Annotated in this window: 17 protein-coding genes; 9 read left to right on the plus strand and 8 right to left on the minus strand. The window is 44.8% G+C overall.

The window, feature by feature from the left end; all coding sequences use genetic code 11:
• The first annotated feature begins 8 nt into the window (after positions 1–8).
• From THIAE_RS04835 to THIAE_RS04865, 7 genes are all read left to right on the plus strand, one after another.
• Positions 9–905 carry a DUF2232 domain-containing protein gene (locus THIAE_RS04835; protein WP_006460284.1) on the plus strand — a complete coding sequence of 299 codons (897 nt, stop codon included), beginning with the start codon at positions 9–11 and terminating at the stop codon, positions 903–905.
• Between the two features lie 11 nt (positions 906–916).
• Complete coding sequence (rplI, locus tag THIAE_RS04840) at positions 917–1,363, plus strand: 50S ribosomal protein L9 (protein ID WP_006460285.1); 447 nt, start codon at positions 917–919, stop codon at positions 1,361–1,363.
• A gap of 127 nt (positions 1,364–1,490) precedes the next feature.
• The gene (dnaB, locus tag THIAE_RS04845) at positions 1,491–2,924 is read left to right on the plus strand and encodes a replicative DNA helicase (RefSeq protein ID WP_006460286.1); all 1,434 of its coding nucleotides are present in this window, start codon (positions 1,491–1,493) and stop codon (positions 2,922–2,924) included.
• An 11-nt stretch (positions 2,925–2,935) separates the two neighbouring features.
• Positions 2,936–4,015: an alanine racemase gene (gene alr / locus THIAE_RS04850; RefSeq protein WP_006460287.1), complete on the plus strand. Its 1,080-nt coding sequence runs from the start codon at positions 2,936–2,938 to the stop codon at positions 4,013–4,015.
• On the plus strand, positions 4,005–4,598 hold the full coding sequence (locus tag THIAE_RS04855) for an NUDIX domain-containing protein (RefSeq protein WP_006460288.1): 594 nt from the start codon (positions 4,005–4,007) through the stop codon (positions 4,596–4,598). Before alr ends, THIAE_RS04855 begins: the two co-directional genes overlap by 11 nt.
• Before the next feature lie 3 nt (positions 4,599–4,601).
• Positions 4,602–4,982 (plus strand): hypothetical protein, encoded by a 381-nt coding sequence (locus tag THIAE_RS04860; RefSeq protein ID WP_006460289.1) that lies wholly within the window; start codon positions 4,602–4,604, stop codon positions 4,980–4,982.
• Positions 4,983–4,990: 8 nt separating this feature from the next.
• Positions 4,991–6,331: an MATE family efflux transporter gene (locus tag THIAE_RS04865; RefSeq protein ID WP_239232414.1), complete on the plus strand. Its 1,341-nt coding sequence runs from the start codon at positions 4,991–4,993 to the stop codon at positions 6,329–6,331.
• Here THIAE_RS04865 and THIAE_RS04870 read toward each other — a convergent pair.
• Positions 6,324–6,545 (minus strand): hypothetical protein, encoded by a 222-nt coding sequence (locus tag THIAE_RS04870; RefSeq protein WP_157868698.1) that lies wholly within the window; start codon positions 6,543–6,545, stop codon positions 6,324–6,326. The two genes, THIAE_RS04865 and THIAE_RS04870, sit on opposite strands and share 8 nt — an antisense overlap.
• Positions 6,546–6,680: 135 nt before the next feature.
• Here THIAE_RS04870 and THIAE_RS04875 point away from each other — a divergent pair, with 135 nt between their 5' ends.
• Positions 6,681–7,988, plus strand: a complete 1,308-nt coding sequence (locus tag THIAE_RS04875) for an SPOR domain-containing protein (RefSeq protein WP_006460292.1) — start codon at positions 6,681–6,683, stop codon at positions 7,986–7,988.
• A 12-nt stretch (positions 7,989–8,000) separates the two neighbouring features.
• Here the strand turns inward: THIAE_RS04875 and THIAE_RS04880 are convergent, their stop codons facing one another.
• The 4 genes from THIAE_RS04880 to THIAE_RS04895 are packed head-to-tail and all read right to left on the minus strand — an operon-like array spanning position 8,001 to position 12,769.
• The gene (locus tag THIAE_RS04880) at positions 8,001–9,539 is read right to left on the minus strand and encodes a HAMP domain-containing histidine kinase (RefSeq protein WP_239232416.1); all 1,539 of its coding nucleotides are present in this window, start codon (positions 9,537–9,539) and stop codon (positions 8,001–8,003) included.
• Positions 9,540–9,562: 23 nt separating this feature from the next.
• Complete coding sequence (locus THIAE_RS04885) at positions 9,563–10,279, minus strand: response regulator transcription factor (protein WP_006460294.1); 717 nt, start codon at positions 10,277–10,279, stop codon at positions 9,563–9,565.
• Between the two features lie 5 nt (positions 10,280–10,284).
• The gene (locus THIAE_RS04890; protein ID WP_006460295.1) at positions 10,285–11,217 is read right to left on the minus strand and encodes a cupin domain-containing protein; all 933 of its coding nucleotides are present in this window, start codon (positions 11,215–11,217) and stop codon (positions 10,285–10,287) included.
• 37 nt (positions 11,218–11,254) lie between these two features.
• Entirely contained in the window at positions 11,255–12,769 is a 1,515-nt protein-coding gene (locus THIAE_RS04895) for an RNA polymerase factor sigma-54 (protein ID WP_006460296.1), read from the minus strand.
• Between the two features lie 155 nt (positions 12,770–12,924).
• Here THIAE_RS04895 and THIAE_RS04900 point away from each other — a divergent pair, with 155 nt between their 5' ends.
• Entirely contained in the window at positions 12,925–13,374 is a 450-nt protein-coding gene (locus THIAE_RS04900; RefSeq protein ID WP_006460297.1) for a hypothetical protein, read from the plus strand.
• A 128-nt stretch (positions 13,375–13,502) separates the two neighbouring features.
• Here THIAE_RS04900 and xseB read toward each other — a convergent pair whose 3' ends face one another.
• From xseB to dusA, 3 genes are read right to left on the minus strand one after another with little or no spacing between them, the layout of a single operon-like run.
• Positions 13,503–13,721, minus strand: a complete 219-nt coding sequence (gene xseB / locus THIAE_RS04905; RefSeq protein WP_006460298.1) for an exodeoxyribonuclease VII small subunit — start codon at positions 13,719–13,721, stop codon at positions 13,503–13,505.
• The gene (gene xseA, locus THIAE_RS04910; RefSeq protein WP_006460299.1) at positions 13,718–15,292 is read right to left on the minus strand and encodes an exodeoxyribonuclease VII large subunit; all 1,575 of its coding nucleotides are present in this window, start codon (positions 15,290–15,292) and stop codon (positions 13,718–13,720) included. Before xseA ends, xseB begins: the two co-directional genes overlap by 4 nt.
• Entirely contained in the window at positions 15,279–16,334 is a 1,056-nt protein-coding gene (gene dusA / locus THIAE_RS04915; RefSeq protein ID WP_006460300.1) for a tRNA dihydrouridine(20/20a) synthase DusA, read from the minus strand. The genes xseA and dusA overlap by 14 nt, the downstream gene beginning before the upstream one ends.
• Positions 16,335–16,480: the final 146 nt, after the last annotated feature.

The raw sequence follows: 16,480 nt of genomic DNA on the forward strand, positions 1-16,480 counted from the left end.
TTAGTCCCATGATTGCCTTAGCCAATTTCATCATGCGAGGACCGCTACAAGCCTATGGCGTAGCGACTATTGCAGCGATTTTGGCGATATTTTTTACGCCAATTGGCGTATTAGCAGGCATTGTAATTGCACTGATCACCTTGCGAGTAGGCAATGTTGAAGGTGCAAAAACTATGGCCGCTGCGGCTGTTGTGCATTTAGCGCTCACGTTCCTAATGAGTGGCAGTTATGCACCAGGCTTGGTTGTCATTATTCAGTTCATGCTCCCGGTTTGGATTATTGCGCTGGTATTGCGCAACACTAATTCGCTTGGACTAGCACTGCAAGCGACAGCCTTATTGGCTGGTGCCGGTCTAGTGTTGGCTCACCTATTAATAGGTGATTTAGCACAATGGTGGTTCAATCTATTCAACCAAGTAGCTTTGCCTTTGCTTGAAGATGCAGGTGTAAGCTATCCAGTGGAAACGATTGAGCAGATGACTAAGATGATCACAATGTTGCTCGCTATGTTTGCGGCTTTGTTGTGGTACGGGCAGGTACTCATTGCGCGCTGGTTACAAGCCGCCTTGTATTACCCAGGCCAGTTTCAAAAGGATTTCCACCGTTTGACACTGCCAAAGCCCGTGGCTTGGACTACTTTTGCTATTGCAACGGCCAGTTTGTTTATGAACGAATGGTCAGGCGGATTACTAGGCAATCTGTTTGGATTATTAACGATTATTTTAATGTTTCAGGGTATTGCAATTATTCACCATGCGGTGTCAGTTAAACAGGCATCGAAGGGTTGGTTAATTGCTATGTATATTTTATTGTTTGTGTTTCCACAAGCGGTTTTAGTTTTAGCAATCATCGGGATGGCGGATACATTTAGTGATTTTCGCAGCCGATGGGAGCCGAGTAATTAAAGGATTTCAGAATGAACGTTATTCTGCTAGAAAAAGTACAAAACTTAGGTGGTTTAGGTGAGCAAGTAACTGTTAAATCAGGTTATGCGCGTAATTTCTTAATTCCACAGGGCAAGGCCAAACCAGCTACCAAAGACAACGTTGCTGAATTTGAAGCACGTCGTGCTGAGTTAGAAAAACAAGCAACAGAAGCACTTGCTTCAGCGCAAGCCGTTTATGAAAAAATGAATGGTATGGTTGTAAAGGTTGAGGCCAGTGCGGGTGACGAAGGTAAGCTATTTGGTTCGGTAGGAACGCAAGACATTGCTGATGCTTTAAGTGCCGTAGGCTTTAGTGTTGAACGTCGTCAAGTTCGCTTACCACAAGGCCCAATGCGCACCACAGGCACGTTTGAAATTGACATTCAATTGCACACAGATGTTGTGGCTGCAATTAATGTTGAGATTTCAGCTGCCTAATTCTGCTGCCTAATGAGGTTTTAACCTTTGATAGGTTTTGCCTGATGAAAAAACCGAGCTTTGCTCGGTTTTTTTTTGCCAGGTCTTTATAATGGTGGTTTCAAATTAAGATGTTAAAAAATTACTCATGAAATCTACGCCTGCGAACGAACTCTTTAAAATACCACCTCACTCTGAAGAAGCAGAGCAGTCAGTATTGGGGGCATTAATGCTCTCAAGTGATATTTTTGACGATATTTTCGGTTTGATTAATGAGCAGGATTTCTATACTCAACAACATCAACGTATATTTAATGCTATTTATACCCTCGCTCACCGGAATACGGCAGTTGATTTAGTCACCCTTACCAGTCATTTAGAAGCACAGCATCAACTCACTGATTGCGGAGGTCGTGACTATTTAATCGACTTAGCCACCAATACGCCAGGGCCTAGTAACGCCATTTTTTATGCGCGAATCGTCAGAGAAAAATCGATCTTACGCCAACTTATTGCGACATCTAATCAAATTGCGAGTAGTTGCTACAATAGCCAGGGTGCGACTACCCGTGATATTTTGGATCAAGCTGAAGCCGCTATACTTGCGATTGCAGAACATGGTGCTGGCAAACAGCGCCAATATATGACCATTGATGATTTGCTTGGTAGCGCCATGATTCGATTGGACGAAATTTTTAATACCGATGGCAATATAACTGGCATTGCAACCCACTTAACTGCATTTGATGATATGACGGCAGGCTTGCAGCGCGGGGATTTATTAATTGTAGCGGGGCGTCCGTCAATGGGTAAAACGACCTTTTCGATGAACATTGCCGAAAATGTTGCCACAAAAACCAAAGAACCTGTCGCCGTATTCAGTTTGGAAATGCCAGGTGAACAGCTCGCGTTAAGAATGTTAAGTTCTATTGGGCGCATTGATTCAAAAAAAATGCGTACGGGTGATCTAGGACCTGAAGACTGGAGCAATCTTAATGCGGCGGTGGCTAAACTTTCATCAGCTGATATCTTTATTGATGATACACCCGCCTTATCGATTAATGAGCTGCGGGCTCGAGCTAGGCGCATTGATAAAGATGTACGCGAAAAACAACGACGTGACGCTATCGCAGCAGGCTTGCCTGACGATGCCATTAAGGTAAAAGGGCTAGGGTTGATCGTAATTGACTATTTGCAACTAATGCGGGGGTCAACTCAAACTGATAACCGAGTAAACGAAATTTCTGAAATTTCACGTGGCTTAAAAGCCCTGGCCAAAGAACTCAATATTCCAGTGATTGCCTTGTCACAGTTAAACCGTAGTTTGGAGCAACGTCCTAATAAGCGTCCCGTTATGTCGGACTTGCGTGAATCTGGCGCTATTGAGCAGGATGCGGATTTAATTATCTTTATATACCGTGATGAGGTTTACAACCCGGATAGTGAAGATAAAGGCACTGCCGAAATCATTATTGGCAAGCATCGTAATGGTTCGATTGGTACGCTGAGACTTACCTTTATTGGCCAATACACGCGTTTTGAAAATTTTGTTAACTTACAAAATCAAGATAATCATTTTTAAAGAATCAATTTATGTCTCGACCTATTCAAGCCCTTATTAACCTTAGCGCACTTCAGCATAATTTGATCCAAACAAAAGCCATGGTTGGAGCAGCAAGAGTGTGGGCGGTGATTAAAGCCAATGGCTATGGCCATGGATTATTACGTGTGGCCAAGGCGCTTAATCAGGCCGATGGCTTTGCCGTCGCCTCTGTTGAAGAAGCCATCCTGCTAAGGCAGGCGGGGTTCTTGCATCCTATTTTATTGCTGGAAGGGCTATTTGATGAAGCCGAGTTACAGGTGGTGTTACAGCATCGCTTAGACCTGGTTGTACACAGTCACCACCAAGTTGACTGGTTGTTGGCTCATAGCGTCAAAGAGCCTTTGCATCTTTGGCTCAAACTAGACACAGGCATGCATCGCTTAGGCTTTAATGAAGAGGGCTTACATCAAGCCTTATTCCGTCTAAAACATCATGCGCCTCATTTTAAGTGTCATTTGATGTCCCATCTTGCTTGCGCGGAGGATGACCATCCGCTGAATCAACAGCAATATCAACGCCTGTTGGCAGCGAATCAAACTTATCAGTTTAAATTAAGTTTAGCCAATTCTGCGGCGATACAACTGGCCCCAACCATGCATTTAAATTGGGTAAGACCCGGCATTATGCTGTATGGTGCAGGTATTGCGCCACAGCACATAACGCACTTTAAACCGGTGATGAGTTTAGTCAGCCGTGTTATTGCGATTAAATGGCTAGCGGCGGGCGAAGGCGTAGGCTATGGTCAAACTTGGTTTGCAACACGACCCACCTGCTTAGCCGTCGTGGCTGTAGGCTATGGTGATGGTTATCCACGTCATGCAGAAAATGGCACACCGGTCATTATCAATAATCTGCGCGTGCCACTAGTCGGTCGCGTGTCTATGGATATGATTACAGTTGATATTACTGATCATGCCAATCAAATTAAATTAAATGATCCTGTTGAGCTTTGGGGCGAGCAATTGTCAGTGGATGAAGTAGCGCAACACGCCAACACCATCGGTTATGAATTGCTCTGCGGCATTACCCAGCGGGTCAAAATTAAAGAGTTAACGCAAAATGAAGTATGAGGTGACCCTAGTCAATAGCGAGCGAGTCTATGACGGTTTTTTCCACCTAGATCGCATTAGTTATAGCCATAGTTTGTATGCTGGTGGTATGAGTCCAGACATCACTCGCGAATTGTTTCAACGCGGTGAAGCGGTAGTCGTGTTGCTTTATGATCTTGCAGCTGAACAATTGCTACTAGTTGAGCAATGTCGCGCCGGTGCTTTAGCGCATTTTCAAGATCAGCAGGCCTGGTTACTTGAACCTGTCGCCGGTATGATTGATCCACAAGAAACGGCGTTAGATGCAGCGGTAAGAGAAGTTCTTGAGGAAGCCGGTGTGGCATTAAAACCGGAGTCATTTCAATATATTGGTCAGTTTTTTCCTAGTCCTGGCGGTTCAAGTGAAATATTGCATTTATTTGCCGCGCCAGTCGATATTCATAGCCTGCCGGCTTTTGCTGGCAACCTGCATGAAGTTGAAGATATTAAGTTAGTGAGCTTAGATTTTGTACAAGCAAAACAAGCGCTTGAGCAAACTCGCTTCAATGTGGCCAGCACCTGGATTGCCGTACAGTGGTTTATTTACCAAAAGTGGGGGCAGTAATTTATGTTGGAACGTTTTCGCTATGCCAAACCAGGTCCCACTCTACACAAACTCATGTCTATCTTCGCATGGTTGGCGGCCATTGCCTGGCTGTATTTCACGCTAATTAACCATGCGTTTATTGCGCGAATCTTGACCGGGCAAACTGATTTATTAGATTTAATCTTAGGTTTGCCATTGATTTTATCGCTCGCTGTCGTGATTTATGCCATGGCGTATTGGGCAGCGAAACTGGTGATTATTTTTTGGAAACCACACTGGTTAGCCTTTCCAGATGATCACTATGATGAATATTGGCCTGACCCTAATGCACCTGCACCCGATGAAACAGATGCGTCAGAACAACAGTCATCAAACCCATCTAATAAAAGCCCTAAAAAATAATGGTTTCAATGACTTACCTGCTGGAATTAAAAATAATTCTTCGTTTGGCCTGGCCTATCCTAATTGCGCAATTAGCACTAACCGGTCTGGGTGTGGTCGATACACTGATGTCTGGTTGGGTAGGAGTTGAAGACTTAGCCGCAATTGGCTTAGGGACCAGTATTTTGCTGCCGGTTTTTATGTTTGCCACTGGGGTACTACTTGCTATGACCCCGCTCACGGCCAAAGCACTAGGACAGCAGCAACCCAGTAAAATTGCCTCTCAACTGCACCAAGGCCTATGGATTGCGCTACCTATTGGATGGCTCGCAGCGCTCATTATGTGGTTTCCACACCCACTATTAAATCTGCTTCAACTCGATCCGCGCGTATATGAATTAACCGTTGGTTATTTGTTTTGGGCAGCATTTGGGTTACCTGGTGTAGCACTCTATCAAGTCTATCGTTTCTACTGGGAAGGCCTAGGCAAAACCTTACCTACCTTGGGGTTTAGCCTGGCTGCACTTGTTTTAAATATTCCACTCAATGCGCTATTTATTTTTGGCTGGGGACCCATTGAAGGCATGGGCGCTGTCGGGGCAGGTGTGGCGACAGCAATTGTTATGTGGTCTATGTTTGTGGCAGCATTTATTTATGTACGATTGCATCGAGATTTTACGCCCTACCGGCTTAATAAAATCCTTGCGCCTAACTGGCAGCAGGGTATTAAACCGATTTTGTGGCTAGGCGTTCCAATGGCATTTGCTTTGCTATTTGAAGTAGGGATGTTTACCTTTATTGTGTTTTTTATTGCGCCACTTGGCACAGTGATTATTGGTGCCCATCAAATAGCCATTAGCTTCACGTCATTGTTGTTTATGTTTCCGCTGAGTTTTGCCATGGCACTCACTATTCGAATCGGTTATGCCTATGGGCAACAGGATATCAATTTATTACGGGTATTGTTACGGGTTGGGATTATCGGTGCGCTGGTATTAGGGGTGCTTCTCTCTATTTTTACCTTAGCGAGCAGTCAATTCGTGGTCCGTGCCTATACTCAAAATCCAGACGTGATGGCGATTGCTTTAAGCTTATTTATTTTCGCCGCGGCCTATCAAATTTTTGATGCTATTCAAGTCGCCGCAGCAGGCGTATTACGGGGCCTGCAGGATACGCAGGTAACCATGTGGGTGACGCTATTTAGTTATTGGATGATTGGCCTAGGCTTAGGCTACTGGCTAGCATTTCATGCTGTTGGGTTTGAACCTATGGGCGTATTTGGTTTTTGGACAGGCATAGTAGTCGGACTCCTGATTGCAGCAGTCCTATTGTTTTGGCGTCTTAAATGGTTATTTCGACGGATTATTTAGGCTGCACGGGGGAATCAATGTCTGCCTCTGCCTCCTGAAGTTCAGTCTCCTGATGCGTTGTTTTCTCACTGGCATCATTTTTAAAGAAGCGATATAAGCCTAGCATGACTAAGGTGACAATCGTTATGGCGATGATCGTGCCAATCAGCATGATGCCCATCGCTTCAAAAACATTATTTAGTGTAATAGACGTACCCATATTAACTTTACTCATTTCCAGTTAAACGTTTCAATAGTTACTATTTTACAATAAAATACAGGCTAAGATTTTTAGAAAGGCACCGAAGTCATAATTAACTTCTTCAGTAAGTGTGCCAAATATTCGGGATCAACTTAACAGAGAGCCGCTATGTCAAAAAGCATTTCGCAACTGGCAGAACAAGAACGCGCTAAACTTTTAGAAGCCATTGAAGCGCAAGCCAATCGCATCTCCACTAAACGTGATCCACGCCAGGCCGAAGTCAGTTTATCTGATTGGCTCAATGCGGCTGAAAAAATTATCCCCACGAATAAAGAACCGTCTAACCCCGGTGCAAAAGCCTATCAGATCAACCAGCTAGATGAAACACTCCTAAACAATAAGGCTGAACCTAGCTGGGATGAATTATTCGCACAAGAACCACGTGCCCCAATCCAATCAGAGGTTAAGGCGAGCCGTGCAGCAGTAAAATCCACCACCAATCAGGCACCTTCAAACAGACTAGGGCGTAACCGCAAGGCTAATCCTGCAAAAACGGGGCCTTATTTTGGCGTAGTGGTGATGCTTAGTCTGTTATTGGCGATGACCGGCATTTTGTATTTAGCCTATATGCTGGTTACAGATGAATTTGAGCGCCTTGAAACCCTGGTTATAGACCAAGAAGCCCAAATACTTCAACTTGAAACGCTGGTTATGGATACCCAAATGCTACTTGAGCAACATGAAGATGCGCCGATTGTAGTCAGTTTAATGCAGCGTCTAACTGAATTGGAAGCAGCCCAATTAGACGCACAGCGAGCGACATCATCGCAAGATAATGTCTCTGAGCAGGTTTCTCAAGCACAAATTGATGCCCTTGCCGCTGCTCAACAAACGTTACAGCAGCAAGTAGAACGTACAATCGCTTTGCAAAACCAGCAACCTAATCCCGAATTTATCGCGCAATTAGAGCAGCAAATTCTGCAGCGTTTACAGCAGTCAAGTCAGTTATTAGCACAACAAGCTGCACCATCAAGCCTTAATGAACCAGAAGTGAGGGTAACGACACCGGCGGTGACTGCGCCAACTGTGCCAACACCACCAGCAGAACCTGCCGTTGCTGCGGTAGAGGAGATTACCGAAATCGCTGTGGTAGCAGAAACGCCTAGTTCACCAATGTATTCATCACGTGTAATGAATGATATCAATTGGTTAGCGCAACAAGCTGATCAACATTTCATTATTCAGTTAGCCGCAATGGTGCAAGTGGAACGGCTTGAGCAAATGGTTAGCCAACACAACTTAACCGATGCACGGATTCTGCCTCAAGTGCGTAATGGACAGACTCGCTATATCCTCGTCATGGGCACGCACGCACAACGGCCACAAGCGGTTGAACAGGCTAATCGCATTAAGGAACAAACGGGTATCACGCCTTGGGTGCGACGCGTCAATGATATTAATGGTTCTGTGCGTTAAACCACTAAATCATTAAACTGCTAAACATGGCAAAATAACGGTTACGCAGACACCGGTTGGCGCCCAAACAGCATCCGTATCACAGCGTTGAAATTTTGATAATTTCAACTCGCCTTGATGACGTTTAGCGATTAAATCGGCTAAATGCAAACCCAAACCAAGGTGAGGTGAGCTATCTATCTTACCGTCTGGATTTTGTAGTTGTTGATGGCCTTGACTGAAAAACTCATTGCGCGGATCTACCCCTGTTGGCCAATTAGGTCCTGTGTTACAAATATGGATTGCTATCGTTTTAACCTCTGTTTGATCATTCAGCTGACAACAAATTTGTATAGGGCATTGGCCATTATCAAAGGCAAGCGCATTGTCTATTAGCTTGTCAAAAAGTTGCTCAAGTAAAAAACCATCTGCCATAACCGGTATCTCGGCTTGTTTAAAGGGCTGATAATTAACCCGATTAACGCCTATGTAATCAATCACCTGAGCAAAATACGCATCCAGCCGTTGTGCGATATTCAGCGGTTGTAACGCCGTATTGACCATACCTGATTTAAGATTTTGCGCTTCAGTAAGTCGTTGGGTGATGTGTGTGATTTGCGCAATAGCTTGTTGTAGCGGTTTTTTTTCATCTTGGGTAATGGGTAAACGTGCCAGCGCTAAATTAAGTCGATTGAGCGGGTTATGTAGTTCATGATTTAAGGTGCTAGGTAAGGCATTTAAGTAGCGCTGATAGCTAGATAGCTGGTCAAATAATTGTGATATGCCATCATTAAGTTGTTGAATTTCATCATTAATTGAAAGTTTAGGTGCGCTGTAGCAGGCCTGGTTATAAGCACTTAGGTGGTTTACCCCCTCTTTAACCGCACGTTGAACCCGCTGAATTCGCCAGGATACATGCGCGGCCAGAGCAATAACTAGCAAGCTCCAGGTCACTAACAATAACATTAAGCCCAATATAAAAGGGTACAAACCACCGACCGAGCGGTCGAGCAGGGTGGTCAATGTTTGTTCAAATATAATGACACCTTGATGCTGTGCACCCGTGGCAGGGTCCTGTAGTCTAATAGGCGCACTGGTCATTAAACTCGCTGGAAACAATCCTTCTTGGCGAATCGCTTGCCCCGTTTGTCCAGCTAAACTTTTGGCCACCAGTCGTCTCACTGGGTCGGTATCCGTTTGTACCTTTTGTCGATAGGTTGCATTAGCACTAAATAACAACCTTTGCCAAAGAGATTGAATGCCTTTGGTAGGTTGAGGGTTAAGCCAGCCATAGACATAAAATACCTGTCCATCATGATTGAGCAACCAAATTGCCTGGCGGTCAGGATCAAGCCCTAAGTCACGATGTAAGCGCGCTAAGTTAGCCGCCCATAATTCAATCGGATCGGCGTCATAATCAGCTTGGGCTTGATTAGCCGACAAGAGTAAACTCAGTGTTTTAGCGCGTTGCAAATCATCTGATATTTGATTACTAAGCTGTTGATTTTGAATATCTAAACTAAACTTAATGACCAATAAAGGTAGCAGGGCTAACAAAATAACGACCAGCATAAATTGCTGTTTTAGCGAAATATTTAGGGACGCCACTTATAGCCTCGACCATAAACATTTTGGATGTGATCAAACTGCGGGTCTTGTTTGCGAAACGCTTGTCTAATCCGACAAATATGAGTATTGATAGTATTGCGCTCAACCACGCCTTGCGTTGCTTTGGTAAGTGCATCGTAGCTGATCAAGGTGTCGGCAGGGTGTCGGGCAAATTCATTGAGCATTTCAAATTCGGTGAGAGTGAGCTGAACAGGTTGATGACGCCAACTGATTTGAGCTTGGTTAGGCTGAATCTGTAACTGAGCATCCACCAACGCGGTGATAAAATCTTGCTGGTAGGTTTTGCGTCCCTGGGTAATCCGCAATAGATTATGGAGTTTTTGAATCAGTAGCGGGGTATGTAAAGGTTTGGCTAAATAATCAACTGCACCGAGTTGATGGCCTTGCCAGATATCATCTGCTTCACGTCGTTCAGACAGAAAGATGATAGGCAATTGAGCATAATGCTCGCGCACATAATTAGCTAGCTTAAAACCAGCATCAAAATCACCATCCAAAATAATATCACTGACTAAAATATCTAGGTCAGCGTCTTTGAGTTGGGTGATAGCTTCATCTTGATTACTGGCTTCAAGCACAGAAAATTCTGCCACTTTCAAAGCATGGGATAGATCAGCAAGCTGGTCGGGGTCGTCTTCAACGAGCAATACCCGACCGGCTATTAAACACGTATCAGCCTGCACACGCGTTATTTAACATATTGGAAATCTAATATTTGCATATTCATTATCAAGCCTGCGTCTTGGATAGGAAGCACCACCGCATCCAAATCTGACAAATTATGATGAGAATGCCACCAACCTGGAGGCGTAATAAAGACTGAACCTGCCACCCAAGGTGCTTTAATAGGATCAACAATTTGTCCATTATCATCTAATGACTTGCCAATGAGTGTGTAGGTATTAGGGCCCGCAGACACGACATAATCAACCGCAATCGAATTATGACGATGAGGCTTTTGCACAATACCTGCCGGCAATGCATTGTAAAGTGACCACAAGGTATGGGTTAAGGTCATGGTCAATGGAAAATTCGGATTGGATAATAACACCCCAGTGCGGTTACGCCCGGTACCTTCTGCACGTACTTTAGCCAATTCATTGTTAAGCACATCCTTGGTATAGAGTACCGGTTCAAAACGCTGCTGTTTAGGCATCACCCCTAAATAATCTAGTAAGGGCTGATCATGCACCCAGTAGAGTGCGGAATCGCAACTGGCGCTGTGCAATGCATCAGGAACCGCTGGCAAGGTAAATAAATCGCCTTCTTGCCATTCAATGGTGCCGTTTTGCATCTGCGTGCGTCCAGAGCCTTTAATCACATAAAACATCTGTGAGGTGGCTTGCGCGTCAGTGCGCAAAGAGGTGCCTTCAAGAATCCGGATAAAGTTTGCCATTAAATTAGGCGTGCTGGCCGGATAAGTCGTTTCAAGTTGCGCACTTAAATCAAAGGGGATAACGCGGGTTGCGCCTTGTTCATGCAGGGTATGATCAAAAAAGTTAACATCAATTTTAGGCATGGGCGGGTTAACAGCAGACATATATTCTTTAAATTCTGCATGACGCTGCCATTGCTGCTGGGCTTGTTGTTGAATTTGTTCAATCGGTTGACGACTTAGCATATTTGGGTCCTCTGGGTCTATGGCGTTTAATATTGTTTTAACGTAATCCTACGCGTTTTTTTCGATCACTGGAAGAGGGGATACCGAGCGCTTCACGATATTTTGCAATGGTACGACGCGCGACATTGATATCTTTTTCACTCAATAGCGCCATTAATTTATTATCACTAATGGGTTTTTTGGGGTCTTCTTGGCTAATCAATTCTTTAATATGCGCCTTAATCGCGACCGATGACTGATCCTCATTACCAAACTGGCTGACGCCACTGGAAAAGAAATATTTCAGTTCAAATACCCCGCGAGGGGTTTGAATATACTTTTGGCTGGTGGCACGTGAGATGGTCGATTCATGGAGTTCCAGTACCTCCGCAACTTCACGCAACACCAGCGGTTGCATCGCTTGTTCGCCTTCATCAAAAAACCGTTTTTGGCGCTCTACAATAAAATGGCCGACGCGCAATAGCGTCTCACCGCGATGATGGACGCTCTTAATTAAATTACGGGCTTCATTAAGCTGCTCTTTGATTTGTTTAATCGCATCTTGATCTTTTATATTGTCACTGAGATCAATGTAGGCTTGATTAACTTGCAAGTTAGGGAAGGCTTTCGTATTCAGCTCAACTAACCAGCCTTGTCCACGACGCTTTAAAATGAGGTCAGGCACAATCACTTCAGTTTCAGTATTAGCAAATTGGCGCCCAGGTCGGGGGTTAAGTGATTGAATTAAATTAAGTAAGGTTTCTAGCTGGTCATCTTCTAAACCATAGCTCTTTTTAATGCGTTTAAAGTCATGATAGGTCAACCAATCAAAATGACGTTGAATAAGTTGTGCAGCGGTCACGTGAAAAGGGGTCTGCTTTTGGGCTTTAAGCTGCAATAGTAAACATTCAGCCAGATCACGTGCGCCAACACCCGTGGGCTCAAATTGTTGGATAACGTTTAACACCGAATCTAAATCAGCCACCGTCAGCTGAGGTTCTTCTAATTGTGTTTGTAAGTTTAGCAACATGTCAGACAGGGGAGTGCGCAAATAACCTTCTTCATCAATTTCATCAATAAGATAAGACCCAATATAGGCAAGGGTGTCTGAGGGCCATTTATAAATATCGGCTTGCCAAGTGAGATGGTCATGCAAGCTGGTATGCGCCGCGGTATAGTTTTCAGGCGCACTAAACTCATCCTGATCACGCGAGGCTTGACCAGTTGATTCGTGCGCTAATTGCCGGTCAGCATAAATATCTTCCCAAGCATAGTCGGTACCGAAAGCCTCTTCAGTTAGGGTGATATTATCTTGTAAATCAAGATCAGCTGGCTCACCTTGCTCGGTTTCGTGCTGAGCTATGTCATCGTCATTTTCATGCTGATCTAGTACTTCGAAATCAATCGGTTCTTCCTCAGCTACCTCAAGCATAAAATTAGTCTCAAGTGTTGCTGCGATGGTTTGTTGCACTTCCAAAGCTGAATACTGCAAAATTTTAATTGATTGTTGCAACTGTGGCGTTAACTTGAGCTGTTGGCCAATGTTTATTTGTAAACCTGGCATCATGGCCATCTAATCGGTCTCCTCAGCAGAAGGTCAAACATTAAAATTTTTTGAACATTTTACCAAGAACTGACCCAGTTTAGTTAAACTCGAAGGCAATTTAACGCAAGGGCCAAATTTAGAGCTATAATAAGTATTAAGTTGCAAACAATAAGGAGACCGCGATGAGTGTAACCACGAAACAACAAGCTGCTGAGATGATCAACAATCTACCTGATAATGCCAATTGGGATGATGTGGTTAAAACGCTAATTAAACACCGTAAATTGAGCTTTGGTATGTCAGACGCGGAATTGTTAGCCGATGGTCAACTGACCGATGCCGAGGTTAGCGCGGTAGTGTCTAGACTAGAAACCAGTCGTAACTTGCAAGATGACATGCGCAGTACTAAGAGCTATAAACCGGGTAATGCGACGACTTTAGGGATGATTGCCGGTATTATTGCAATATTTTTTGCGTTTGTTATGCCACCGATATCTTGGATTGGTGCGGTATTGGCCGTTGTTGCCGGTGGTGTAGGCTTGTCACGCGGTGAGGACAAGGCTTGGATTCCATTATTGATGGCATTTATTTCAGTCTTTGCCTACTTTGTTGTATTTAACCAGATGGGTTAGTTGTTTAACAAAGCTAGTATTAAATTGTAAGCGGTTGTTGGTGTCAGCAACCGCTTTTTTAAAACCAATCAATGTTCGCATAATGTATATTATGTTAAATTCAATATTTTATAATTGCATTCGCTATATTACAGCTTGTCCTCTTGCTCAATTCGCTGACTGAGTGCCGCTTCTACGGCATCTAAGCGTGACTTACATAATTGATAAGCCTTACTCGCCTCATCGACCATCGGCACCAATTGATCAATATCAACCGCATCTGACTGACTCAACTGCTGCGCAATCTCCTGTAAACGTGCATAGTTAGCTTTAAAACTTTGCGATTCGCTATTCGCTTTCATGGTCATGATGACTCCTGATTATTGTGTGTGGTAATAACGCTGACGGCTCCATCAGCAAACTCAAGATTAAATTGACCGGCTTGCTGAGCGGCCTGTGCCGACAAAATCGGCGCCCCCTGGATGGTTTTTGCCAACGCAAAACCTCGTTTAAGTTGTGTTTGTGGTCCCGCACTTAAAATAAACCCGATCCATTGCTGGCACGCTTGGCGCTGCAGGTTAATTTGCTGTTTCGCACCCTTAGTCACCTGTTGATTGAGTTCACTAAGGTGGGTTTTTAGTGGCTGAATCGGTCGCCAGGCCTGCTGATGGATTTGGGTTATCTGGTAATCCAGCTGAATCCGTGCCGCGTTAATTTGACGCAAACTGGTGTGCTGAATTTGCTGATATAACGGACTTAATTGTTGTTGCCAATAACCGAGTTGTTGGGTTTGTTGAAATCGAAGTTGTTGTTTTAATTGCGCTAAATTTGCTTTTGCCTGCTGAAGTTGTAATAAGCTGGTTTGTTGAATCACTTGCCAGGCCTGGTTAGCCTGTTTGGCGGCCTGCACAAGTTGTTGGCTAATAGCTGCAATCACCTTACTAGGCGTATCAAAGCGGCGATTTGCCACTTCATCTAAAATGGTGTTATCCCGCTCATGACCTATCCCCGTTAATACCGGCAAAGGCGCTTGTGCAATCAGACTGGCGAGTTTGAGGTGATTGAGTGGATTTAAATCCAATTTGGCCCCACCACCACGAATAATCACCAAAGCATCAAAGGCTTGAACATTATGTCGCGCGATGACGGCTTCAAAGGCAATCGCGATTTCATCAGCGGCATTATCCCCTTGAAAGCCACTATAAAAATACACAAACTCACACAGCTGATGTTTGGCAAGATGATCCGCCTCAGCACGAAAATCTCCCAAACCTGCCGCTTTTGGCGGCGCAATCACCGCTACTCGAAAAAAATCACCAGGCCAAGCAAATCGCTTGTTTTGTTGATAGATGCCCTGCTTGATTAAGGCTTGTCTAATCGCAATCAAGTTGGCTTCGATGGCGCCTAGTGTAAAGCTGGGGTCAATGCCCACAATCACCAGCGAAAAACCAAAGCGCTCATGAAAATTCACCTGCACCTGCACCAAGACTTGTTGACCATCCGCTAAGGCACTGCCGGTGACCTGTTCAAAGGACGCCAGTAATGATTCAGCTTGCGATGCCCAAATCATCGCGCGACAACTGGCTAGGGTTTGTCCTTGGTCATTATTTTCACTTAGCTCCAGATACCAATGCCCTCTTCGCTCAGACAAATTGGCAATTTCTGCTTTGACCCAAAGCGTCTGACTAAAGGCTTGCAGCAATCGTTGCTGCACTTGACGCAACAGCTCACTGAGACTCAGTGCGGATTGCTCACCTGCATCACTAGTTGCATCAACCTGTGCAACAGCGTGCAGTTCTGCAGGCAACCAAGCTTGAAAGGGGGTTAAATCAAGCTGATCGGCATCAGGCAGATACCACTTTTTTTTCAATGGGTCCCAGCGCGCACCCAGGGCTTTCGCTTGTTCTTTTTGGGCAAAAGGCACTTCAAGATACTGCACGACGTGCCTCCTGCTCAGCCATACGCTGGGTTTCAATCAGCACGCGTTGATACGCGTTTTGCAATACTTCAATGCCGGCTTCCGCTAAGCAGGCCTGCTCAGATAAGGCACGTCGCCATAAACGCCCTCCCGGACAGCCATGAAACAAGCCCATCATGTGGCGGGTAATATGGCTTAAACGCCCACCCGCTTGCAAATGTGCTTCAATGTAGGGATAGATGGCCTCTAACACCTCAGCGCGACTAATCGCGGGTTTGGGATCAGCATAAAATAGCCCATCAACCTCGGCTAATAAGTAGGGGTTTTCATAAATAGCGCGTCCCATCATTACCCCATCCACTGCCGGCAAATTGTCATAGGTCGATAAATGGCTTTTGGCATCAACGAGGGTTTTTAAGCCACCATTAATGCTAATGGCTAAATCAGCAAAATCGGCTTTAATTTGATGCACCCACGCATAATTAAGCGGCGGCACATCTCGGTTTTCCTTTGGTGACAAACCTTGCAGCCAGGCTTTACGCGCATGGATCACCACGCCATCGACCCCCGCTTTCACCAGGCCTGCTATAAAGTCAGCGAGGGTTTGATAATCCTCTTGATCATCAATACCAATGCGACATTTTACCGTTACAGGAATGGTAACCGCGGCTTTCATCGCGGCAACACTATCCGCAACGAGTTGTGGGTGCGCCATTAAGCAGGCACCAATTAAATTATTTTGCACGCGATCACTCGGGCAGCCAACATTAAGATTAATTTCATTATAGCCCCACTCCTCGCCAAGCCTCGCGCACTGCGCCAATTCAGTGGCTTTAGACCCGCCCAGCTGCAACACCACCGGACTATCCGCTGGATCACGGCCAATAAACCGAGGTAGGTTGTTGCCATACATCATCGCACCGGTCGTGACCATTTCAGAATAGAGCCAGGCCTGCTGAGTCATTAAACGATGAAAATACCGACAATGTCGGTCAGTCCAATCTAGCATCGGCGCCACTGAAAAACCGCTGGCACTGTTTAAATATAAAGATGATGAATCCAAAAATCTCTCACATTTTATATGTCTTAAAAATTAGCTTTATTATAAACAACTTAAACGAGCATAAAAGACGACTATTACGCGTTTTTGTCGCCATTGCTGGCTGGGAGTTCGTATAATAACGACAATTTAAACCCGAGTAATTGAGT

This window comes from Thiomicrospira aerophila AL3, assembly GCF_000227665.2.
In the GTDB taxonomy this organism is placed as follows: Bacteria; Pseudomonadota; Gammaproteobacteria; order Thiomicrospirales; family Thiomicrospiraceae; genus Thiomicrospira; species Thiomicrospira aerophila.